The following is a 22,985-nucleotide window of genomic DNA, read 5'->3' on the forward strand; positions in this document are numbered from 1 at the left end:
TCAGCTCGCGTTGCGGCGCCGTCGGCGCGGCTGGATCGGGTCACCTTCGTGCCAGAAGGTGTAGACCACGCTGCCGGCGCCCAGCGCGACGATGACTATGCCCAGCACGATCGAGTAAAGCATGTGCTCCTCCAGCGAATTGACAGGGCGTTCACGCGCTCTTCACGGTTGCTATCTGCCCGTGACCTTCCCTCGCCGGGGCGGTTCCACACCCTTTTTCCTTCGCACGCGGGTTCGCTCCCGCCGCGGCGCCGGTGCCTGGCGGAGGGGGAACGTCCGCCCCAACCCGGGTGCCGCCACGGCCCGCTGGCGTTCGTGGCACACGCGTGCCGTCAACGATCCCTGCTGCACGGATTGTTGACGGCACGCTCACCAACTGCCGCTGCGGCGCTCACCGTTCCTGGAGAACCGACAGCACGTTGCCCGCCGGGTCCTTGAACCAGGCGATGAACGGGCCGTCCGCCACCGGATGCCCGCGCCACCGGCGGTCTCCGCACCGGCGTCCTTCGTGCCGCCGGTCTCCGCACCGGCGGTTTTCGCGCCGGCCGTCCGCCGTCCCGGCGCCCGCCGTCTCAGCTGGTCACCGCTGCGACCAGCCAGGCGCCGGCCACCAGCAGGCAGGTGAACAGCTCCGCCAGCACGGACAGTCCCACCGCGCGCATCGCGGTCCGGGTGGCCGCCACCGCCGCCCGGTGGCCGCCGCCGCGGGGCCGCGACTGCGCGTACATCCCGGCCACGAACCCCAGCGGTCCGCCGACGACCGGCAGCACGACGAAACCGCCGATGCCGCAGATCACGCAGGTGACCAGGGTCTGCCGGTCGATCCCGGAGTCCCGCAGCCGGCGGCCGGGCGCCAGCCGGCGCAGCACCTGGCCCAGCGCCAGCACCACCGCCGAGCCGAACAGCACGTACCAGGCGGTCGCGGTGTGCACCGCCGACGCCCACCACAGCACCACCGCCCAGCACACCAGCGGCGCCGGGACACCGGGCACCGCCACGGCGAGCAGCCCGGCCAGCATGGCCAGACCCACCAGGCACAGCTGCAGCGACCCCATGCCTCCAGACTGCCCGACAAGCCCGCGCCCCGCCCGGTCGTGGTCGCGGTTGAGCCATGGCCAACGCTGGGCACGATGAAGGGATGAGTGCCACCTGGGAGAGCGGACATCCGACCGAGGACGAATGGTGGGGGGACCTCTACGGTGACCCGTCCGCCGAGCCGCCACCGGCCGCCCCCGAGCCGCGCCCGACCCCGCCCACGTTCTCCTTCCGCGAGAACATCCCGCTGTCGGCGCCGGACGTCCTGCCGTGGCCCCGCAACCGCGCCGCGCCCCCCGAGCCCCCCAGGCCCTGGTCCGCGCCCCCGCCGGACGCGCCGTCGCAACCCGCGCCGCCCTCGTCGGGCGCGCCGTGGGGGCCGGTGCCGCCACCTCCCGCCGCTCCTGACGGGCCCGGGCCACGGTCGCCGGAGCCGTTCCGCTCCGAGCCGCCGTCGCCGGACGGGCCGCCGCAACCGGGCCCGCCGTCGTCGGACGTGCCGCCGTGGTGGTCCGCGTCGCCGTCGTCCGACGCGCCGTCGCCGCCCGCGTCGCCGTCTCCGGCCGCTCCCGGTCGGTCGGGGCCGTCGTCGTGGCCTGTGCCGGGGTCGTCCGGCGTGTCCTCGCAGGCCGCGCCGCCGCCATCGTCTGCTGCTGCTCCTGGTTCTGCTGCTTCTGGTCGGTCGGGGTCGACGTCGTCGTGGCCTGCGCCGGGAGCGCCGGACGTGTCGTCGCCGCCCGCGCCGCCCTCTCCGGGCACTCCTGGTCGGCCGGGGCCGTCTTCCCCGGCGCCGGTCCGGTCCAAGCCGCCGTCGGCGGACGTGCCGCCGCAGCCGGGCCCGCCTGCACCGGACGTGCCGCTGTGGTCCGCGTCGCCGTCGCCGGACGTGTCGTGGCAGGCCGCACCGCCGTCTCCCGCTGCTCCCGGTTGGGCGGAGCCGCCTTCCTCCGGGCCCTTCGAGACCACGCCGGCGTCGCCCGCCGCGCCCTCCTGGCCTTCGCCGCCGTCCTTCGACGTGCCGCCCGCGGTGCCGTCGCAGCCCGTGCCGCCGCCCCCCGACCCGCCCTCCGCGGACCGGAGGACGTCCCTCGACAAGGCGGCGCCCCCGTCCTCCCGGGCAGCGAGTCCCGCGTCCCCGCGCCCCCCGGCCCCACCGTCTCCCGGTGCGGGCGCCGACCCCGGTCCCATGCCGCCGCCGGCCGGGGCCGTTCCGCCGGTCCAGGCCGATCCGCCGCGTCAGGCGGCGTCCGCGCCCCCGGCCGATCCGCCGCGCTCGGCCGGGACATCCCCCTCCGCCCCGCCGCGCCCGGCGGTCCGCCGGCCGCCCGTCATGCCGCCGCTCACGTTGCGCCGACCGACCGCGCCGACCGCGCCGACCGCGCCGACCGCGCCGACCGTGACTCCGACTTCGCCTCCGCCTCCGACTTCGCCTTCGGCCGGGTTGCCGGCCGCGTCTCCAGCCCCAGCCGGTTCGCCGAGCACGCCCCCGGCCGGCTCTCCGCCTCCGGCCCGGACCGGTCCGCCGGCCGCGTCTCCGGCCGGTCCATCGGCTCCGGCCGGTCCTACGGCTCCGGCGTCGGCCGCTCCTCCGGCTCCGGCGTCGGCCGGTCCTCCGGCTCCGTCGCCGGCCGGTCCGCAATCCGCGTCTCCGGCCGGTTCGCCGATCCGGCCTCCGGCCCGGATCGGTCCGCTGACCCCGCCTCCGACCCGGATCGGTCCGCAGTCCGCACCTCCGGCCGGTCGGCCGTCCGTGCCTCCGGCCTCCGCCGGTGCACCCTCCGTGCCCCCGGCCGGTCCTCCGAATCCGCCCTCGTCCTCCGCCGGTTCACCGTCCATACCTCCGACCGCGCCTCCGACCGGCCCTACGACCCCAAGCCCGACCCCGACCCCGTCTCCGGCTCCGACCCCGACTCCGGCTCTGGCTCCGCCTCTGCCCCCGGCCGTTTCACCGTCGGACGCGCCCCCGGCCGTTTCACCGGCGGACGCCTCCCCCTCCGCACCGTCGGACGCGCCTCCGCCCCCGGCCGGTCCGCCGGTCACGCCCCCCGCCGGCCCGACTGCGCCCCCGACCGCACCCCCGCTCCCCGCCGCCTCACCCACCGTGCCCCCGACCGATCCCCCCGCCGCCGCCTGGCCCCCGCCCCCGCCTCCGTCCATAGCCCCGCGGCCCGTAACCCCGCCGCCGGTCGTCCCGTCGTCCCCGGCGGGTGGTGAGCGCGGGGACGGGGCCTTCGGGTGGCAGGTCGGGGCCGTGCCGCGGGCCAGCGGGGAACGTGATCCGGCGCGGCCCTACGTGCCGGCGCGGGTGCCGGCGCCGCCGGAGCCGGCGGCCGACTCGCCGGTGCCCGCGTTGCCGGCCGGCTGGGCGCAGGTCGCGACCGCGCACGCCGGGCTGCGCCCGACGGCGCCGGCGCTGTGGCCGGCCGCCGACCCGGACCGGCTGGCGGACCTGGTGCCGGACACCGTGCTGGACGGGGCCGGCTACGGACGGCTGACCGTGCGGGCGCTGTCCGTGCGCGGTGACGACGCCCGGGCCCTGGGCGCACCGCGCGGGGAGGCGCTGCTGACCGCCCGGTTCGGCGAGGGGGAGGACGCCGTGCTGCTGCTCGCGCTGGCCGGCGACGGCGGTCCGGGCGGTGGCCATCCGGCGTCGGCGGCCGTGCTGCGGGCGCTGGGTGAGGCCGTCGGCAACCACCGCGTGCCGTTGCTCGACGACCTGCGGGCCGGCCGCGAACAGGCGCTGCGGGCCGGGCTGCGGCGGATCACCGAACGCGTGCGGTCCACCTCCGGCGACAGCCCGCTGTCCGCCGCCCTGCTGCCGGTCGGCACCGTCAGCGCGGCCCGGGTGTACTTCGGGGTCGGCCCCGGCGTGCCGCTGCGGATGCGCGGCGGTGTCTGGCGGCCGCTGGCCCCCGGCACGCCCGAGGGCGCCTTCCGGCTGACCGCCGACCTCGGGCGGCCCGGCGACGTGACGCTGCTGTACGGGCCGGGGCTGGCCGGGGCCCTGCGCGGCGCGCCCCGGCTGGCGGCGCGGCTGGCGGCGCGCTGGGCACCGCCGGCCGCGCCGCCGAACGGCGCCGGGTTCCTGGCCGACCTCAGCCTGCCGGTGCCCGGCCACACCGGTGACCGCAGCGCCGTCGCGGTCTGGGACGCGCCGGAGGCGGGCTGACCCGGCGCGTCCCGGCGGTCAGCGGCCGGCCCGGGCGCGTACCGACAGCCGCAGGGTGAGGATCTGGAACGGCCGCAGCTCCACGGCGATCCCGGCGTCCGGGCCGTCCGGGGCCGGCGCCAGGTGCAGCGGCTGCTCCAACAGGTCGGTCACCGACGCCCGTTCCACCGGGAAGCCGGCCGTCACGGTGGCCGACGCCCGGCCGCCGTGCGACTCGTACAGCCGGACCACCACGTCGCCGGAGCGGTCGTCGGCGAGCTTGACGGCCTCCACGGTGACCGCCGGGTGGTCGACCCGTACCACCGGCTGCGGCAGCGGCTCCGAGCCCCAACCCACCTGGCGCAGCGGCAGGTTGAGGGCGAGGCCCGCGGCCACCGCGTCGCCCGGGTCGGCGCCGGGCAGCAGCGCGTAGGTGAAGCGGTGGGTGCCCTGGTCGGTCTCCGGGTCGGGGCTGTGCGGTGCGCGCAGCAGGGTCAGCCGCACGGTGGTGCCGGCGCCCTGCTCGTGCCGGACGCGGGTGGTGTCGTGGCCGTAGGTGGAGTCGTTGAGGACGGCGACGCCGTAGCCGGGTTCCGCGACGTGCGTCCAGCGGTGGGCGCAGGTCTCGAACCGGGCGGCCTCCCAGCTGGTGTTGGTGTGGGTCGGCCGGTGGACGTGGCCGAACTGCACCTCGGAGGTGGCCCGTTCGGCGTGCACGTCGAGCGGGAAGGCGGCCTTGAGGACCTTCTCCGACTCCTTCCAGTCGATCTCGGTGACCACGTCGATCCGGCGGCTGCCGGCGCTCAGCGTGACGTCCTGCACCACGCGTGAACCGGCGCCGAACGCCCGGGTGACCCGCACCACCGCGCGCAGCGGTCCGGACTCGACCAGGTCGACCGACTCCGCCTGCGTCAGGTCGGTGTGCCGGCGCCGGTAGTGCCGGTCGATGTCCCAGGCGTCCCACTGGTTGGGGTGGTCCGGGTGCAGTTGCAGCAGGTTGCCCCGGGCGCCGGGCGCCAGCACCTCGCGCCGGGCCGTCTTGTCGTGCACCGACGCCAGCAGTCCCTCACCGTCGACCACGACCCGCAACAGCGCGTTCTCCAGCAGGTATCCGCCGCCCTCGGCGGTCGCGGTGACCCGCGCGTCCCGCGGTGCGGACGCCGGCCGGGCCGCGCCCAGCGCCGGGGCCTCGACCCATCCGGTGCCGCCGTCCGGCAGCGTCACCGGCTCGGCACGCGGGTACGGCGAGGCGTTCAGCAGCACCGGGCCGTCGCCCGGCGCCGCGTCGGCCGCCGCGCCCAGCGCGTGCGCCGCCCGCGCGGTGATCGCCTCCAGCTCCTCGCGCACCCGTTCGTAGGTCTGCCGGGCCTCGCGGTGCACCCAGGCGATCGACGAGCCGGGCAGGATGTCGTGGAACTGGTGCAGCAGCACCGTCTTCCAGATCCGGTCCAGCTCCTCGTACGGGTAGACGTAGCCCGGTGCGGACAGTGCCGCCCGGGTCGCCCACAACTCCGCCTCGCGCAACAGGTGTTCACTGCGCCGGTTGCCCTGCTTGGTCTTGGCCTGCGTGGTGTAGGTCGCCCGGTGCAGCTCCAGGTACATCTCGCCCGACCACACCGGCGCGCGCTGGCCGTACTCCGCCTCCGCCGCCTCGAAGAACGCCGCCGGCTTCTCGATCTCCACTCGCGGCGACCCCTCCAGCGACCGCAGCCGCCGGGCCTTCTCCAGCATCTCGCGGGTGGGACCGCCGCCGCCGTCGCCGTAGCCGAACGGCACCAGCGACCGGGTCGCCAGCCCCTTGTCCGCGAAGTTGGCCACCGCGTGGGCGAGTTCACTGGCGTGGAAGGTGGCGTTGTAGGTGTCGACCGGCGGGAAGTGGGTGAAGACCCGGGTGCCGTCGATGCCCTCCCACCAGAACGAGTGGTGCGGCATCTTGTTGGTCTGGTTCCACGACATCTTCTGGGTCAGGAACCAGCGCACCCCGGCCAGCTTGGCCAGTTGGGGGAACGCGGCGGTGTAGCCGAACGAGTCCGGCAGCCAGATCTCCTCGGTGTCGACCCCCAACTCCTCGCGGAAGAACCGCTTCCCGTGCGTGATCTGCCGGGCCAGCGCCTCACCGCCCGGCATGTTGGCGTCCGACTCCACCCACATCGAGCCCACCGGCGCCCAGTTGCCCTCCCGCACCGCCTCCTTGATGCGCTCCCAGATGTGCGGCTGGTGCTCCTTGACCCACGCGTACTGCTGCGCCTGCGAACAGGCGAACACCAACTCCGGGTACTCCTTGGCCAGTTGCGTGACGTTGGCGAAGGTCCGCGACGCCTTGCGCACGGTCTCGCGCAACGGCCACAGCCAGGCGGAGTCGATGTGCGCGTGCCCGGCCGCCGACAGCCGGTGCGCGCTGGCGTGGGCCGGGCGGGACAGCACGCCGGCCAGCTCGGCGCGGGCCGCGGCGGCGGTGGCCGGCACGTCGTGCAGGTCGAGGGCGTCCAGCGCGAACTCCAGCGCCCGCAGGATCTCGTGCCGGCGCGGGTCGGCGGCGCTCAGCTCGCGCATCAGCTCGTTGAGGACATCGATGTCGAACACCAGGTGCCAGACGTCCTCGTCCAGCACCGCCAGCGTGGCGGAGCCGAAGCGGTACAGCGGCGCGTCGCCCGCGGTCAGCACGTCGCCCAGCGCGGTGGGCCGGAAGCCGTTCAGCACCGCCGGGTTGGCCGCCGCCTCCAGCAGCAGCCGCACCGGTTCACCGCCCGCGGCCGGCGAGCCGACCGGCACGTACCGGTTGCGCGGGTGCACGCCCTTGATGGGCACCCCGGCCTCGTCGTGGACCAGGCCCTCCGCCTGGAACCCCGGCTCCTCGGCGCTGTAGCCGATGTCCAGCACGGCCTCCACCCGCCGCCCGGCCCAGCCGGCCGGCACCTCGCCCTCGATCCGGAACCAGCTGGTCGACCACGGGGAGCCCCACGCGGTCCCCGGCTCGAACGGCTCGTAGGCCGCCCGCAACGCCTCGGCCACCGGCACCGGTTCACCGCGCACGTGCCAGGCGCGGACGGACAGCGGTGCCCGGTCGGTGTACTGGGCGGGCCTGATGAACTGGTCCAGGGCGCGCTCAAGGCGCCCTTCGACCAGGGTGCGGTCGTCGTGCATGCGGTTCCCTCGCTTCGGCTGCGGCGGCGCGTGCGTGCACCTGCCACCCTTCCCCGATCACGCCCGCCGCGCACCGACCGGCCGCCGCCACGCCGCGATTTCCGCCGGGATCGCCCCCCGGAGCGCCCCGGCGTGCGCCCTCCCGTGCATCCGTTCGCCGACCGCGCGCCCCGCGGTGCTTCCGTTCCCCGCCCGCGCGCGGTCCGCACCCGCGATTTCCCGCCGACACCGCGCGTGGGGGAGGTGTGGACGGGAAATGCATCTCGCGACGCCGTTCTAAGGGGGACTTGTGACGGGCGCCGAAACGGAACCGATGGACAGACGTCCCGAGGCACGGCCGGTCCGGGGTGCCGCGGAGACGACCGTGACCCGGGAGTTACGGCGCCGGCTGCGGCACGCCGACCTGAGCGCGGTCGCCGAGGCCCGCGGCCTGCTGCGCCGACGCCTCGCCGACTGGGGCGTGCCGGACCTGCGCGACACCGCGGAACTGCTGCTCAGCGAGGTGGTGACCAACGCCCTGGTGCACACCGGCGGCGGCGCGCTGCTGACCGCCACCCTGCTCACCCAGGGGCAGCGCACCCGATTACGGGTCGAGGTGCAGGACGACGCCCCGCACCGCCCCTACCCCCGGCCCGCCTCCGACGACGCCTCCGGCGGCCGCGGCCTGCTGATCGTCCGCGCCCTCGCCGACGCGTGGGGCGTACGCCCGCAACCGGTCGGTAAATCCGTCTGGTTCGAGCTCACCGGCGACCCCGGGTGAGCGGCGCGGCGGACGGACCGTGCCGGTCAGCCGGTTGTGGAACACGATGATACCGGCCGGTCAGCCGGTGAACGCGCCGCACGCACGGGTGAACGCGCCGACCGCGGCGCTGCACGTGCCGGACACGGCGCCGCACGTACCGGACGACCCGGTGAACGTCCCGCACGGACCGCTGAACGCGGCGCACGCGTCGCTGAACGCGCCGGACGACCCGGTGCGCCCGCTGGCGGACGGGTCCAGGAAAGCGCCGAGCCCCGCGCGCCGGTGACGGCGGCGGGGCTCGGCGTTCTCAGGGCTCCGGGGCGGGTTCGGTCAGCCGAACTGCCGCTCCAGGTCCTTCAGCTTGGCCTCCAGGGAGTCCAGGCGGGGCAGGGTCTGCGTGTCGTCCTCGGCGGTGAGGTCGACGACGCTGGTGCGCTCACCGCGCACCGGCTGGAGCGCCGGACGCTGCTGGGCTGCGGGAAGCTCGGTGGAGTCGCCTATAGCAGGCTCCGCAACTTCGCCGCTGGCGGCGCTGGACTGGTGGGCCGACGGGAGTTCCACCTGGCGTCCGCCGCCGCGCGGCCGGCCGCCCCAGCCGCGGTGCTGCCGGGAGATGGCCTTGATGCGGGCGCGCTCCATGCGGTCGTGGTCGCGCCGGGCCAGCCGGGTCTGCTCCTGCTGGCGCTGGTCGTCGCGGACCTCCTCGACCGCCTCGTCCAGGGTGCGCACGTTCTCCAGCAGCATCAGCGACCACGCCTTGTACGTCTCACGCGGCGCGCGGATCCAGCGGACCATCCGGATCTGCGGCAGCGGACGCGGCACCAGGCCCTGCTCGCGCAGCGCCGCGCGGCGGGTCTGCTTCAGCGCGCGGTCGAACAGCACCGCCGCCGACATCGACATGCCGGCGAAGAACTCGGGGGCGCCGGCGTGGCCGAAGCCGCGCGGGGCGTGCACCCAGTTGAACCACGCCGAGGCCGACGCGAAGGTCCACACCAGCAGGCGGGAACCGAGCGCCGCGTCGCCGTGGCTCGCCTCACGCACGGCCAGCACCGAGCAGAACATGGCCGCGCCGTCCAGGCCGAACGGCACCAGGTACTCCCAGCCGCCGGCCAGGTCCAGGTTCTCCCGGCCGAAGCCGACCAGCCCGTGGAAGGACAGCGCCGCGGCCACCCCGGCGCAGCAGAACAGCAGCACGTAGGAGGCGCTGCCGTACAGCGCCTCCTTCTGCCGCCGGCGTTCCTCGCCGCGCTCCCAGGAATCCATCGACGCCCCCGCCGCCCTGGCCTTGCGGCCCTTGAGCATCATGATCACCGCCACGATCGCCACCGCGATGCCCACGGCGCCCGACAGCGTCCAATCCAGCGATATGTCCGTAAGTTTCATCTGGTGGGTCCCTTTAGCTGTCGCTATGTCTTCGCGCTGCGCGCCATCCTGACGAATGCCCCGCGGCCCTGAGGGGGTTTCGGGACAAGACAACGCCAATGAGCGGGTCTTGACCGGAGGAGCGTTGCCGAAGTATCGAACTCCCGTGTGACTAATGGGGAGTTGATCCAATCCGCGGCACCCTATCAGGTGGCCCCGAAACCCCCCGCGGGTGCCGGTGTTGTTGTGAACGTGCCGATGTCTTCATGAAATCTCCACATCAGCTCCGCGTTGTCGGGGTGTGCCGTGATGAGACGGGCCGCGCCGCAGCGGAGCCGGGGGTTGAGTGGTGAAATAGGGGGCATTCGCCCGAACGATGTAGGTGAAGGCCGGTCGATCGCCTTGACGGGAACGCCGGCCACGGAGGAGGAGACCCGGTGGACCAGGTACGCGAACGGCTGCCCGCGCAGAGCGACGCGCCCGGCGAGCGCCGCCCGCCGCTGCGGTACTCGCTGCGCGACCAGGTGCTGTGCGCGCTGCGCGGCGCCCTGGTGACCGGGGAACTGTGCCCCGGCACCGTCTACTCCGCGCCGGCGCTCGCCCTGCGGTTCGACGTCTCGGCCACCCCGGTCCGCGAGGCCATGCAGCAGCTGGTCCGCGAGGGCGCCGTCGAGGTCGTGCACAACCGCGGCTTCCGCGTCGCCTCGCGCAGCGTCCGCGACCTGGCCGAACTCGCCGAGGTCCGCGCGCTGATCGAGGTCCCGGTCATGCTCCGGCTGGCCCGTACCGTGCGGCCCGAGTGCTGGGAGCCGCTGCGCCCGCTCGCCCAGGACACCGTCGTCGCCGCCGGCGCCGGCGACCGGGCCGCCTACGCCGACGCCGACCGGGCCTTCCATGCCGCCCTGCTCGGCCTCGGCGGCAACGCCCAGCTGGTCGCCGTCGCCGGTGAACTGCACGGCCGCGCCCAGTGGCCCGCCGCGCACGGCCCCGGCCCGCACCCCGCCCAGCTGCTGGCCGACGCCACCGAACACGCCGTCCTGCTCGACGCGCTGGTGGCCCGCGACCTGCCCACGGTGGAGTCGCTGGTGCGCGAGCACTTCTCCGGCGTCCCCGGCACGTGACCGCGACCGGTCCGCACCGGTCCGCGCGGCTCCGGCTCCGGCTCCCACTTCCGCTCAGGTTCCGGCCCCCGCTCCGGCCACGGCTCCGGCGGCGCGGTGGCTGAAACGGCCGGATTCCCGCCGTCCGGCTTGCGTCCGGCACGGTGTTCGTGCGAAGGGCGATGCCGGGTCCTGGGGGTAGGTGTTGCGGGGTGCGGTGGGGTGGCTTGCGGTGCGGTGCTGCGGGGGCGGTGTCGCGGGGTGCGGTGCGGCTGCGTGCGGTGCTGCGGGGTGCGGTGCGGTGAGGTTGCTTGCGGTGCGGTGCTGCGGGGTGCGGTGAGGTGGCGTGCGGTGCCGACGTCCCGGTGCGGTTGCGTGCGGTGCGGTTGCTGCTGCGTGCGGTGGGACGTCCCGCGTACGGCGCTACGTCAGGCGGCGCCCCTGCGCCGACCGCCCCTCAGCCGATCGCGTCCCCGCTGACCGCGTTCCCGCCCAGTACGTCCGCCAGCCAGACCGGCAGGCCGCCCAGCAGCCGGTACAGCCGGGACGCCTCCGCCCGCAGCCGGGCCGCCTCGGGGTCCGGCGCCACCTCCGCCAGCGACACCAGCGCCGGGGGAGTGCCGATGAGGTAGCCCAGCTCCTCGCGCAGGCGCAGCGACTCGCTGAAGCCGTGCCGGGCCTCCGCGATCTCCCCGTCCCGCAGCGCGATCGCGGCCAGGTGCCGCCAGGTGTAGGAGCACAGCAGCCGGTCGCCCAGCGCGGTGGCCCGCGCGTGCGCGCGCCGGAACGCCGGACGGGCGCCGGCCGGATCGTGCGCCAGGTGTTCGGTGATCAGGCCGCGCCGGAAGTCCAGCAGCGCCCGGTCCGGCGTCCCCGGCGGCAGCAGCGCCGCGCTGCGCCCGAGTGCGGAACGTGCTTCGTCGGCCCGGTCGTGCACCCTCAACAGCGTGCAGACGTAGGCGAGTTGACCGCGTTCGCAGGCGGCCCGGCCGCGTTCGGCGTCGGTGGCCGCCAGCGCCTCGGCCGTACGCAGCGCGTCCTCCGCCTCCGCCCAGCCCTCCGCGGTGAACACGCACCGTTCGATCAGCAGCCGCGCCCGGCGCAGCGCGGTCCCCGCGTCGGTGCCGCCGCGTTCCGCCAGCAGGGCCGCGGCCTCGGTCCAGCAGCCGCGCGACCGCAGCCGCCACACGCCCGGAGGGTCCTGACCGGCCCCCACGTCGGCCGGGCCGGTCCGCTCCGGGTACGCCGAGAAGGATTCCCCCACAGTCCCCTCCCTGAACCGGCCGGAAGCGTCCGACGCAGTTCAGCACGGAGCGAACCACCACGGATAGGGTCGTGCGGGAACTTGGTGAACGGATTCACAAACGCCCAGACCGGCGCGGTCTTGACAACGGCCCCCCGGGCGCGGTCCGCCGACCCGCCCCCGCGACGACCTGCGAACCCGCGGAACGCGCCCACCCGCACGATGCGGCCGCACAGCCGCACGGCACGATCGCCCGAGCCCGCCCCGCCGACCCGGTCGGCCCCGTGACCTGACAGCGCCTCGCCGCCCGCCCCCGCAGCCCCGGCCGCCCCTGCCGACCCGCACCCACCGCCCGCAAGACGCCGCACCGCACAAGGCGCCCCCCGCAAGGCGCCCCCGCACCCCGCCGCACCGCACGCAGCCTCACCGCACGCGCAGCGCCAGGAAGAAGTCGACCTTGTCCTCCAGGCGGGACAGTTCCCGGCCGGTGAGCGCCTCGATGCGGCCGATGCGGTAGCGCAGCGTGTTGACGTGCAGGTGCAGCCGGGCCGCGCACCGGGTCCACGAGCCGTCGCAGTCGAGGAACGCCTCCAGGGTCGGGACCAGTTCGGCGCGGTGCCGCCGGTCGTAGTCCGCCAGGGGGTCCAGCAGCCGCGCGGTGAACGCCCGCCGCACGTCGTCCGGTACGAACGGCAGCAGCAGCACGTGCGACGCCAGCTCCTCGTGACCGGCCGCGCCGACCGCGCCCGGCCGGGCCGCCGCCACCCTGCGGGCGTGCCGGGCCTCCTCCAGCGCCCCGCGCAGCCCCTCCGCCGAGCCCACCCCCGAACTGAGGCCCACGGTCAGCCGGCCCACGCCCTCCAGGCCGCGCGCCAGCGGTCCGCCGACCGCCGCCAGCACCTCACCGGCCGTCAGCGCCCGCGGCCCCGGCAGCGCGAGCAACGCCACCGCCTCACCGCCGTCGACCCCCACCACGCCGCGACTGTCGGCCGCGGCGTCCGGGGTGCCGTCCAGCTCCGCGCGCCGTCCCAGCGCCGTCGCGACGACCTCCTCCAGCAGCGGACGCGCCGCCGCGCCCTCGCCGGCCGGGTCCAGCCGGGCGGTCACCACCTGCCAGCGGGTGTCCGGCGCGGCGGCCGGCACCATCACCGGGGCCGCGGCCCGCAGCCGCGCGTCCACCTCGGCGGGCGCGGCCCCGGCCCGTACCAGCGCCAGCACCTCGTCGGCCAGCCGGTCGCGGACCGCCGCGGCGGCGTCCCGGCGTTCGCGTCCCGCCGCGATCAGCCGGGTCACCCCGCCCAGCAGCTCCAGGCGCTCGGCCGGCCAGTCCGCCGGGTCCGACTCCACCGCCAGCAGCCAGTCCGCCCGCGGCGGCCCGGCGGCCGGCCGGGCGACCGTGTCCGGGACGCCGCCCGGCGTGACCGGGAAGAGCGCGTGGACCCGGCCGCCGGCCTCCACCCGCAGCGGCACCGGATGGCCGACCCGGGCCGCGGCCAGCAGATCGCCGGCCAGCCGCGCCCGTACCTGCGGCGCCGGACCGGGCACCGGCCCGGCGACCGGGCGGCCGGTGCACGACAGCACCCAGGCGCGCAGGTCGAGGTCGCCGGCCAGCAGGTCGAGCACCGCGTCCGGACCGCCGCCGCCGGTGCCGGACGCCATCAGCCGCCGGTGCCGTTCCACCACCGCGGCCAGCTCCCGGGCCCGGCCGCCGGAGACCCGGCGCACCACGTACTCGGTGATGGTGGCGAACGCGACCCGCTCGTCCACCGCGAACACCGGCAGCCGGTGCCGGGCGCACGCGGCCACCAGGTCGTCCGGCACCCCGCCGATCTCCGCCTCACCGGCCGCCAGCGCCACCGCCCCGGCCGCCGCCACCCGGCGCACGAACGGCTCGCAGTCCTCCGGACCGCGCCGCCACGCCAGCCCGGTCAGCACCAGCTCGCCGCCGGACAGGTACCGGCTGGGGTCCCGCAGGTCGGTGGTCATCACCCCGCGCACCGCCCGGTCCAGTTCGCCGGCGCCGCCGAGCAGCCGCAGCCCCAGGCCCTCCTCGTCCAGCAGCGCACGCAGCCGCATCGCCGTCCGCCTCGCCTCCCCCGGCCGCCCCCGCGGGACGCCCGGACCGAATAGCTGTTTCGGAGGAATCTACAAGGTCGGCCGCCGGGCCGGTCGGGCGATTGGTGCCTTCGGTGACTGCACCCAACCGGGGGTGAGGCCGTGTACTGGAGGCACCCAGTGTGTAGAGGACTGACAGGACCGGAAAAACCGGTCCCCGCGCGAGGCGCCGGACCCGTCGGCCACCCCGGCACCCCGGCCCGCCGACCGGCACCCGCCCCGGCCCGCCCGCCGGGCAGCCGCCGCGGCGGCGCCGAAGCGTCCCGCGTCCCACCCCCGCCGAGAAGAGACCCCATGGACTTCCTGCGTCCCGCCAGCTGGCAGGAGGCACTCGCCGCGAAGGCCGAGTACCCCACCGCGGTGCCGATCGCGGGCGGCACCGACCTGATGGTCGAGATCAACTTCGACCACCGCAGGCCCGACGCGCTGCTCGACCTCAACCGGATCACCGAACTGCGGGAGTGGGAGACCGGCCGGCAGACCGTGCGGCTCGGCGCCTCGGTGCCGTACAGCCGCATCATGGAGCACCTGCGCGCCGAACTGCCCGGCCTCGCCCAGGCCGCGCACACCGTGGCCTCCCCGCAGATCCGCAACCGCGGCGGGGTCGGCGGCAACCTCGGCACCGCCTCGCCGGCCGGTGACGCCCACCCCGCGCTGCTCGCCTCCGGCGCCCGCATCGAGGCGGTCTCGGTCCGCGGCACCCGCATGATCGACGTCGACGACTTCTACCTCGGCGTCAAACGCAACGCCCTCGCCCCCGACGAGCTGATCCGCGCCGTCCACCTGCCGAAGGCCACCGGGCCCCAGGCGTTCGCCAAGGTCGGCACCCGCAACGCCATGGTCATCGCCGTCTGCGCGTTCGGCCTGGCCCTGCACCCCGACCGCCGCACCGTGCGCACCGGCATCGGCTCGGCCGCGCCCACCCCGGTGCGCGCCCGGGTCGCCGAGGACTTCCTGACCGCCGCCCTCGCCGACGGCGGCCACTGGGACAGCGGCCGCCCGCCCGCCCCGTCGGTCGCCGCCGAGTTCGCCCGCCTGGTGGCCGGCGCCGCCAACCCCATCGACGACGTCCGCGGCACCGCCGCCTACCGGCGTCACGCCCTCGGCGTCCTGGCCCGCCGCACCCTCGGCTGGACCTGGCAGGCCTACCGCGAGCAGGACAGGAGCCCCGCATGCGCGTGACACTCACCGTCAACGGCCGCCGGCACCAGGCCGACGACGTCTGGGAGGGCGAGAGCCTGCTGTACGTGCTGCGCGAACGCCTCGGGCTGCCCGGCTCGAAGAACGCCTGCGAACAGGGCGAATGCGGCTCGTGCACGGTCCGGCTGGACGACGTGCCGGTCTGCTCGTGCCTGGTGGCCGCCGGCCAGGCCCAGGACCGCGACGTCGTCACCGTCGAGGGCCTGGCCGACCCCGGCACCGGACTCGCCCCCGTCCAGCAGGCGTTCCTCGACGCCGGCGCCGTCCAGTGCGGCTTCTGCACCCCCGGCCTGCTCGTCGCCACCGACGACCTGCTGCGCCACTGCCCGCAGCCCACCGACGCCGACATCCGCGAGGCGCTGTCGGGCAACCTGTGCCGCTGCACCGGCTACGAGAAGATCCTCGACGCGGTCCGGCTGGCCGCCGCCCGCAGCGGTGAGACGGCGGGTGAGCGATGACCGCCGAGCCCACCCGCGGCCCGCGCCGGCTGACCCGCGCCCCCCGCGCGGCCCAGGGCGTCGGGGTCAGCGTCGCCCGCCCCGACGGCACCTTGAAGGTCACCGGCGAGTTCGCCTACGCCTCCGACATGTGGCACGAGGACATGCTCTGGGGCCACACCCTGCGCAGCCCGCACGCCCACGCCCGCGTGCTGTCCATCGACATCGCCGCCGCCCTGGCCGTCCCCGGCGTCTACGCCGTCCTCACCCACGACGACCTGCCCACCTCGCAGACCCGCTACGGGCTGGAGTGCCTCGACACCCCCGTCCTCGCCGACGGCGTCGTACGCCACCACGGCGAACCGGTCGCGCTGGTCGCCGCCGACCACCCCGAGACCGCCCGCCGCGCCGCCGCCCGGATCGCCGTCGACTACGAACCGCTGCCCGTCGTCCACGACGAGGCCACCGCCCTCGCCGACGACGCGCCCGTGCTGCACCCGCACCGCGACGACCACCACGCCCCGCACGTGCGGCACCCCAACATCGTGCACCGCCAGCCCGTCCGGCGCGGCGACCCGGACGCCGCCGCGGCCCGCGCCGACGTGATCGTCACCGGCACCTACACCGTCGGCATGCAGGACCAGGCCTTCCTCGGCCCGGAGTCCGGGCTCGCGGTGCCCGCCGAGGACGGCGGCGTCGACCTCTACGTCGCCACCCAGTGGCTGCACTCCGACCTGCGGCAGATCGCCCCGGTCCTGGGCCTGCCCGAGGACAAGGTCCGCATGACGCTGTCCGGCGTCGGCGGCGCCTTCGGCGGACGCGAGGACCTGTCCATGCAGATCCACGGCTGCCTGCTGGCGCTGCGCACCGGCAAGCCGGTCAAGATGGTCTACGACCGCTTCCAGTCCTTCTTCGGCCACGTCCACCGCCACCCGGCGACCCTGTGGTACGAACACGGCGCCACCCGCGAGGGCCTGCTCACCCACATGCGGTGCCGCATCGTGCTGGACGGCGGCGCCTACGCCTCCTCCTCGCCGGCCGTCGTCGGCAACGCCGCGTCCTTGTCGGCCGGCCCCTACGTCGTCGACCACGTCGACATCGAGGCGCTCGCCCTCTACACCAACAACCCGCCCTGCGGGGCCATGCGCGGCTTCGGCGCGGTCCAGGCGTGCTTCGCCTACGAGTCCCAGATGGACAAGCTCGCCGCCGAACTGGGCCTGGACCCGGTGGAGTTCCGCCGCCGCAACGCCATGTCCCAGGGCAGCCGGCTGCCCACCGGGCAGGTCGTCGACGCACCCGCCCCGGTCGCCGAACTCCTGCGCCGCGTCAAGGCGCTGCCCCTGCCGCCGGAACGCCAGTGGGAGACCGCCGGCGCCGCGCCCGACGTGCGGGCGCTGCCCGGCGGGCTGTCCAACACCACGCACGGCGAGGGCGTGGTGCGCGGCGTCGGCTACGCGGTCGGCATCAAGAACGTCGGCTTCTCCGAGGGCTTCGACGACTACTCCACCGCCCGGGTCCGGCTGGAGGTGGCCGGCGGCGAACCGGTCGCCACCGTGCACACCGCGGCCGCCGAGGTCGGCCAGGGCGGCGTCACCGTCCAGGCGCAGATCGTCCGCACCGAACTCGGCGTCCAGCAGGTCACCATCCAGCCCGCCGACACCCGGGTCGGCTCGGCCGGCTCCACCTCCGCCTCCCGCCAGACGTACATGACCGGCGGCGCCGTCCGCCACACCTGCGAGGCGATCCGCGAACGGGTCCTCGCCCTCGGCCGCGCCCGGTTCGGCGGCACGCACCCGGCCTGGGAGCACGCCGAACTGCTGCTGGAGGACGGCAAGGTCGTCACCGAGGCCGGCGAGGTGCTGGCCGCGCTCGCCGACGTCCTGGACGGGCAGGCCATCGACATCGAGCAGGAGTTCAGGCACCGGCCCACCCAGCCGTTCGACCGCATGACGGGGCAGGGCTTCGGCCACGTGCAGTACTCGTTCGCCGCCCACCGCGCGGTCGTCGAGGTCGACACCGAACTCGGCCTGGTCAAGGTCGTCGAACTCGCCTGCGCCCAGGACGTCGGCAAGGCGGTCAACCCGCAGGCGGTGGCCGGCCAGATCCAGGGCGGCACCGTGCAGGGCCTGGGCCTGGCCGTCATGGAGGAGATCCTGGTCGGCCCGGACGCCAAGGTCCGCAACCCCTCCTTCACCGACTACCTCATCCCCACCATCCTCGACACCCCCACGCTGCCCGTCGACATCCTCGAACTCGCCGACCACCACGCCCCCTACGGCCTGCGCGGCGCCGGCGAGGCCCCCACCCTGTCCTCCACCCCCGCCGTGGTCTCCGCCATCCGCGCCGCGACCGGCCGCGCCCTGACCCGCGTCCCGGTCCGCCCGGAGCACATCACCGACACGCCCTGACCCGCGACACGCCGACACCGCCCGGCGGTTGACGGCCCCGCCCGGGGAAGCAGCCCCGCACCGGCCCCGGGCTAAGGCAGCAGTCCCGCGCGGCGGGCGGCGACCACCGCCTCCAGCCGGGTGTGGGCGCCGAGCTTGCGCATGGCGGAGCGCAGGTAGGCCTTGACGGTCTCCGGGCGGACGCCGAGCCGGGCGGCGACGGCGCAGTTGGTGGCGCCGGAGGCCACGCAGGCCAGCACGTCGGTCTCGCGCGGGGTCAGCAGCGCCGCCGCGGCCGGGGTCGCCGGGGACCAGGCGGTCTCCAGCCGGGCGCACGCGGACAGCAGGTCGGCGCGCAGGGCCGCGTCCGGAACGCGGCCGGCCAGCGCGCGCAGGTCGGCGTGCGCGGTGCGCACCTCCTCCCACGCGGCGGGCGGCGCGCCCCGCTCGCCCCACTCCGGGTCCGGGCCGTCGCCGGCGCCCGCCGCCGGCGGCCGGGCCACCTCGTCGCGGCCGGCGATGTCGCGTTCCAGCTCCCGGGCGGCGTCCTGCGCGACGGTGAGACTGCGGTCGCCCAGCGACAGCGGCTGGCGCAGCGCCGCGTAGAGCACCGCGCGCACCCGGCGCCGCACCACGACGGGCACGGCCAGCACCGAGTGCAGGCCCTCGGCGGCCACCGCGGTGTCGTACTCGTGGCTGATGGTGCGCGAGCGCCGGTAGTCGCTGACGGAGACCGGCCTGCCCAGCACCGCGGCCTTGCCGCCGACCCCGCTGCCGGCGCTGATCGCCAGCCCGGTCAGCGCCTGCGTCACGGTGCCGGCGGTCTCGGTGATGCGGAAGCCGTGCGGGCCGCTCAGCCCGCCGAACGCCACCGGCAGGCCGGTGGCGGCACGGATGCGGCGCAGCGCCCGGCGGAGGTCGGACGGGTCAGGCATGACGGCCCCCTCGGCGGCGCGGGTGCGGTACCCCCGTTCGGGGGTGGTGAGACGTGGGTCACTCCCGCACGATGGTAGTGCGCGGCCCCGGCCGCCACCTCGCGCACCCGGCGCGACGAACGGCTGCCAGGAGGCTCCGGTGAGCGTACGTCCCAGTGACCTGGTCGCGGATTCCTACGTGAGCGGCACCGGTGACACGCCGCTGCTCGGGGACACCATCGGCGTCAACCTGGCGCGGGCCGTCGCCGCCTACCCGGACCGCGAGGCGCTGGTGGACGTGCCCAGCGGACGGCGGTGGACGTACGCGCAGTTCGGCCGGGCGGTCGACGAGGTGGCCCGGGCGCTGATCGCGCAGCGGGTCGGCCGGGGCGACCGGGTCGGCATCTGGGCGGTCAACTGCCCGGAGTGGGTGCTGGTGCAGTACGCCACCGCCCGGATCGGCGCGATCCTGGTGACCATCAACCCGGCCTACCGGGTGCACGAACTGGCGTACGTGCTGCGGCAGGCCGGCATCGAGGTGCTCATCGCCTCCACCGAGTACCGCACCAGCGACTACCGGGCGATGGCGCAGGCGGTGCGTGCCGAGTGCCCGGGACTGCGGCAGGTGGTGCACATCGGCGACCCGTCCTGGCAGGAGTTCGTCGCGGGCGCGGCCGGGGTGCCGCAGGACCGGCCGGGCACCGACGAGGCGGCGCTGTCGTGCGACGACGCGGTCAACATCCAGTACACCTCCGGCACCACCGGCTTCCCCAAGGGCGCCACGCTGTCGCACCACAACATCCTCAACAACGGTTATTTTGTCGGGGAGTTGGTGGCCTACACCGAGCAGGACCGGATCTGCCTGCCGGTGCCGTTCTACCACTGCTTCGGGATGGTCATGGGCAACCTGGCCGCCACCAGCCACGGCGCCTGCATGGTGATCCCGGCGCCGGTCTTCGACCCGGCCGCCACTCTGCGCGCCGTCCAGCAGGAACGCTGCACCTCGCTGTACGGGGTGCCCACGATGTTCATCGCCGAGCTGGACCTGCCGGACTTCGCCTCGTACGACATCTCCACGCTGCGCACCGGGATCATGGCCGGCTCGCCGTGCCCGGTGGAGGTCATGAAGCGGGTCGTCGCCGAGATGCACATGGCGGAGGTGGCGATCTGTTACGGCATGACCGAGACCTCGCCGGTCTCCACCCAGACCCGGCGCGACGACGACCTGGAACGGCGCACCGCCACCGTCGGCCGGGTGCTGCCGCACATCGAGGTCAAGGTCGTCGACCCGGCGACCGGGGTGACCGTGCCGCGCGGCGAGCCGGGGGAGCTGTGCACCCGCGGCTACTCCGTGATGCTCGGCTACTGGGACGAGCCGGAACGCACCGCGGAGGCCGTCGACGCCGGCCGCTGGATGCACACCGGCGACCTGGCGGTCCTGCGCGAGGACGGCTACGTCACCATCGTCGGCCGCATCAAGGACATGATCATCCGGGGCGGGGAGAACGTCTACCCGCGGGAGGTCGAGGAGTTCCTGCACACCCACCCGAAGGTCGCCGACGTCCAGGTGGTCGGTGTGCCCGACGAGCGCTACGGCGAGGAGATCGTCGCCTGCGTCATCCCCCGCGACCCGGCCGACCCGCTGACCCTCCAGGAGCTGACCGCGTTCTGCCGCGGCCGGCTCGCCCACTTCAAGGTCCCGCACCGGCTGCGGGTGGTCGACGCCTTCCCGATGACGGTCAGCGGCAAGGTCCGCAAGGTCGAACTGCGGGAGGCGGCCGCCCGCGACACGCCGGACGGCGGCGACGGGCGGGGCTGACCGCGGATCAGGGCTTGTCGGGCGCCGGCTTGCCCGGGGCGGGCCGCGCCGACGCCGACGCCGACGCGCTGGGACGCGCGCCGGGATGCTTGGCGTCGCCGGAGCCGTTGGCATGGCCGTAGGCCCACAGGGCGGCCAGCACCAGAAGAACCATGAACCACGGTGAGTTCTTCCTGGTCTTCCAGTATTCGCCGCGCCACACTTTCGCCACGGTACGTTCGCTCCCCAGATCCGGGGCCACCGAAACCGGCGGTGGCCGTTCCCGTCCAGCACACCACCCCCGCCCGCCGCACGTCAGCGGCGCATACCGCGCGCACCGGCGCACAGCTCAACGCGCCGGCGCGGGCGGTGGGTCGGTAGCCGGCACCCGCCGCCGGCCGCCGCACCCGCCGCCGGCTACCCGCCACCGGCCACCGGCGCCGCCGGCCGGCTCGGCGCGCGCCCGGCAGGCCGCCGCACCGCGAACACGCCCGCCGGCCACCGCACCGGTGAGCCCGCGCCGCGCCCGCGCCCGGCCGCACCCCACCCCCGTCCAGGGGTGGTGAGCCGCCCGGCCTGGCGTCACGATGTGACCGGGACCGCGTTCGACCGGGACCGCGTTCGACGAGGAGGGCACATGGCCGACAGCGCCGCGACCGAGGAGTTCCGGGCCGCCCGGGACTTCCTGCTGGCACACCGCGAGGACCAGGCAGCGGCGGCGGCGGGCTTCCGCTGGCCGCGTCCGGAGCACTTCAACTGGGCGCTCGACTGGTTCGACGCGATCGCCGACCGCACCGACCGCACCGCGCTGTGGATCGTGGAGGAGGACGGCACCGAGTCCCGCCAGACCTTCGCCGAGCTGCGCGACCGCTCCAACCAGGTCGCCAACTGGCTGCGTTCGCTGGGCGTGCGGGCCGGGGACCGCATCGTCGTCATGCTCGGCAACCAGGCCGAGCTGTGGGAGACCGCGCTCGCCGCGATGAAGCTGCGCGCCGTCGTCATCCCCGCCACGCCGCTGCTCGGCCCCGCCGACCTCACCGACCGCGTCGAACGCGGCGGCGCCTCCCATGTCGTCGTCCGGGCCGGCGACACCGCCAAGTTCGACGACGTGCCCGGTCACTACACGCGCGTCGCGGTCGGCGGCGCCCCGGACGGCTGGCTGGACTACGCGGCGGCCGCGGACGCCGGCACCGCCTTCACCCCCGACGGGCCCACCCGGGCCGGCGACACCTTGATGCTGTACTTCACCTCCGGCACCACCGCGCTGCCCAAGCTCGTCGAGCACAGCCACATCTCCTACCCGGTCGGCCACCTGACGACCATGTACTGGATCGGGCTGCGGCCCGGCGACACGCACTGCAACATCTCCTCGCCCGGCTGGGCCAAGCACGCGTGGAGCAGCCTGTTCGCCCCGTGGAACGCCGAGGCCACCGTCTTCGTGCACAACTACACGCGGTTCGACGCCGGCCGTCTGATGGCGCAGATGGACCGGGCCGGCGTCACCAGCTTCTGCGCGCCGCCCACCGTCTGGCGGATGCTCATCCAGGCCGACCTGACCGCGCTGCGCACCCGCCCGCGCGAGGTCGTCGCGGCCGGCGAACCGCTCAACCCGGAGGTCATCGAGCACGTCCGCCGGGTGTGGGGGCTGACCATCCGCGACGGCTTCGGCCAGACCGAGACCACCGTCCAGATCGGCAACGCCCCCGGCCAGCACCTCAAGCCCGGCTCGATGGGCCGCCCGCTGCCGGGCTACCGGATCGCCCTGGTCGACCCGGTCACCGGTGAGCCGGGCGAGGAGGGCGAGATCTGCCTCGACCTGCGCCAGGAGCGCCCGGTCGGCCTGATGACCGGTTACGCGGGCGACCCGGAACGCACCGAGGCGGCCACCGCCGGCGGCTACTACCGCACCGGCGACATCGGCTCCCGCGACGCCGACGGCTACGTGACCTACGTCGGCCGCTCCGACGACGTGTTCAAGGCCAGCGACTACAAGATCAGCCCGTTCGAGCTGGAGAGCGCCCTGCTGGAGCACGAGGCGGTCGCCGAGGCCGCCGTGGTGCCCTCTCCCGACCCGGTACGGCTGGCGGTGCCCAAGGCGTACGTGGTGCTGGCCCGCGGCTGGCAGCCGGACGCGGCCACCGCCAAGGCGCTCTTCGAGCACTCCCGCGCGGTCCTGGCACCGTACAAGCGGGTCAGGGTGCTGGAGTTCGCGGAGCTGCCCAAGACCGTCTCCGGCAAGATCCGCCGCGTCGACCTGCGCGAACGCACCGCGAACGGCTCCGACGGCGTCGAGTTCCGCGAGGCCGACCTGCGCTGAACGAACGGCGCCCGACGCGCTGCCGGGGGTGCCGGGGCTGCCG

At 75.7% G+C, this 22,985-nt stretch carries 18 protein-coding genes; 9 read left to right on the top strand and 9 right to left on the bottom strand.

Features of this window, described 5'->3' with window-relative positions:
- The 3 genes from POF43_RS16075 to POF43_RS16085 form a co-directional block, all read right to left on the bottom strand.
- Positions 1-123 carry a hypothetical protein gene (locus POF43_RS16075; protein WP_271315443.1) on the bottom strand — a complete coding sequence of 41 codons (123 nt, stop codon included), beginning with the start codon at positions 121-123 and terminating at the stop codon, positions 1-3.
- Positions 124-572: 449 nt separating this feature from the next.
- Positions 573-1,055 carry a DUF456 family protein gene (locus tag POF43_RS16080; RefSeq protein ID WP_271323967.1) on the bottom strand — a complete coding sequence of 161 codons (483 nt, stop codon included), beginning with the start codon at positions 1,053-1,055 and terminating at the stop codon, positions 573-575.
- 139 nt (positions 1,056-1,194) lie between these two features.
- Positions 1,195-2,130, bottom strand: a complete 936-nt coding sequence (locus POF43_RS16085; protein WP_282704611.1) for a hypothetical protein — start codon at positions 2,128-2,130, stop codon at positions 1,195-1,197.
- A 1,156-nt stretch (positions 2,131-3,286) separates the two neighbouring features.
- On the opposite strand from POF43_RS16085, the gene POF43_RS16090 reads away from it, so the two are divergent.
- Positions 3,287-4,204 carry a protein phosphatase 2C domain-containing protein gene (locus POF43_RS16090; protein ID WP_271317408.1) on the top strand — a complete coding sequence of 306 codons (918 nt, stop codon included), beginning with the start codon at positions 3,287-3,289 and terminating at the stop codon, positions 4,202-4,204.
- Between the two features lie 18 nt (positions 4,205-4,222).
- Here the strand turns inward: POF43_RS16090 and POF43_RS16095 are convergent, their stop codons facing one another.
- A complete protein-coding gene (locus tag POF43_RS16095; RefSeq protein WP_271324460.1) occupies positions 4,223-7,327 on the bottom strand; it encodes an alpha-mannosidase in 3,105 nt (1,034 codons plus the stop codon).
- 313 nt (positions 7,328-7,640) lie between these two features.
- On the opposite strand from POF43_RS16095, the gene POF43_RS16100 reads away from it, so the two are divergent.
- Positions 7,641-8,087 (top strand): ATP-binding protein, encoded by a 447-nt coding sequence (locus POF43_RS16100; RefSeq protein ID WP_282698882.1) that lies wholly within the window; start codon positions 7,641-7,643, stop codon positions 8,085-8,087.
- Positions 8,088-8,154: 67 nt separating this feature from the next.
- Positions 8,155-8,355, top strand: a complete 201-nt coding sequence (locus POF43_RS16105; RefSeq protein ID WP_271324458.1) for a hypothetical protein — start codon at positions 8,155-8,157, stop codon at positions 8,353-8,355.
- Positions 8,356-8,399: 44 nt separating this feature from the next.
- Here POF43_RS16105 and POF43_RS16110 read toward each other — a convergent pair whose 3' ends face one another.
- Positions 8,400-9,452: a DUF2637 domain-containing protein gene (locus POF43_RS16110; RefSeq protein ID WP_271317729.1), complete on the bottom strand. Its 1,053-nt coding sequence runs from the start codon at positions 9,450-9,452 to the stop codon at positions 8,400-8,402.
- 416 nt (positions 9,453-9,868) lie between these two features.
- Between POF43_RS16110 and POF43_RS16115 the strand changes: the two genes are divergently transcribed.
- Complete coding sequence (locus tag POF43_RS16115) at positions 9,869-10,552, top strand: GntR family transcriptional regulator (protein ID WP_372516030.1); 684 nt, start codon at positions 9,869-9,871, stop codon at positions 10,550-10,552.
- Between the two features lie 436 nt (positions 10,553-10,988).
- Here the strand turns inward: POF43_RS16115 and POF43_RS16120 are convergent, their stop codons facing one another.
- Complete coding sequence (locus POF43_RS16120; protein WP_372516031.1) at positions 10,989-11,795, bottom strand: hypothetical protein; 807 nt, start codon at positions 11,793-11,795, stop codon at positions 10,989-10,991.
- 402 nt (positions 11,796-12,197) lie between these two features.
- Entirely contained in the window at positions 12,198-13,850 is a 1,653-nt protein-coding gene (locus tag POF43_RS16125; RefSeq protein ID WP_271325827.1) for a helix-turn-helix domain-containing protein, read from the bottom strand.
- Positions 13,851-14,183: 333 nt separating this feature from the next.
- On the opposite strand from POF43_RS16125, the gene POF43_RS16130 reads away from it, so the two are divergent.
- The 3 genes from POF43_RS16130 to pucD are packed head-to-tail and all read left to right on the top strand — an operon-like array spanning position 14,184 to position 17,934.
- Positions 14,184-15,071 carry an FAD binding domain-containing protein gene (locus tag POF43_RS16130; protein ID WP_271315763.1) on the top strand — a complete coding sequence of 296 codons (888 nt, stop codon included), beginning with the start codon at positions 14,184-14,186 and terminating at the stop codon, positions 15,069-15,071.
- Complete coding sequence (locus POF43_RS16135; RefSeq protein ID WP_271315762.1) at positions 15,062-15,547, top strand: (2Fe-2S)-binding protein; 486 nt, start codon at positions 15,062-15,064, stop codon at positions 15,545-15,547. The genes POF43_RS16130 and POF43_RS16135 overlap by 10 nt, the downstream gene beginning before the upstream one ends.
- On the top strand, positions 15,544-17,934 hold the full coding sequence (pucD, locus tag POF43_RS16140) for a xanthine dehydrogenase subunit D (RefSeq protein WP_271323748.1): 2,391 nt from the start codon (positions 15,544-15,546) through the stop codon (positions 17,932-17,934). Before POF43_RS16135 ends, pucD begins: the two co-directional genes overlap by 4 nt.
- Positions 17,935-18,005: 71 nt before the next feature.
- Here the strand turns inward: pucD and POF43_RS16145 are convergent, their stop codons facing one another.
- Positions 18,006-18,848: a response regulator transcription factor gene (locus tag POF43_RS16145; protein WP_271323749.1), complete on the bottom strand. Its 843-nt coding sequence runs from the start codon at positions 18,846-18,848 to the stop codon at positions 18,006-18,008.
- Here POF43_RS16145 and POF43_RS16150 point away from each other — a divergent pair.
- Positions 18,847-20,646, top strand: a complete 1,800-nt coding sequence (locus POF43_RS16150) for an AMP-binding protein (RefSeq protein ID WP_372516032.1) — start codon at positions 18,847-18,849, stop codon at positions 20,644-20,646. The two genes, POF43_RS16145 and POF43_RS16150, sit on opposite strands and share 2 nt — an antisense overlap.
- Before the next feature lie 7 nt (positions 20,647-20,653).
- Here the strand turns inward: POF43_RS16150 and POF43_RS16155 are convergent, their stop codons facing one another.
- Entirely contained in the window at positions 20,654-20,857 is a 204-nt protein-coding gene (locus POF43_RS16155) for a hypothetical protein (RefSeq protein WP_271315759.1), read from the bottom strand.
- A 405-nt stretch (positions 20,858-21,262) separates the two neighbouring features.
- On the opposite strand from POF43_RS16155, the gene POF43_RS16160 reads away from it, so the two are divergent.
- A complete protein-coding gene (locus POF43_RS16160; protein ID WP_271323750.1) occupies positions 21,263-22,942 on the top strand; it encodes an AMP-binding protein in 1,680 nt (559 codons plus the stop codon).
- The last annotated feature ends 43 nt before the right edge of the window (positions 22,943-22,985 follow it).

The sequence above is a fragment of the Streptantibioticus silvisoli genome (assembly GCF_027947535.2).
GTDB classification, from domain to species: domain Bacteria; phylum Actinomycetota; class Actinomycetes; order Streptomycetales; family Streptomycetaceae; genus Streptantibioticus_C; species Streptantibioticus_C silvisoli.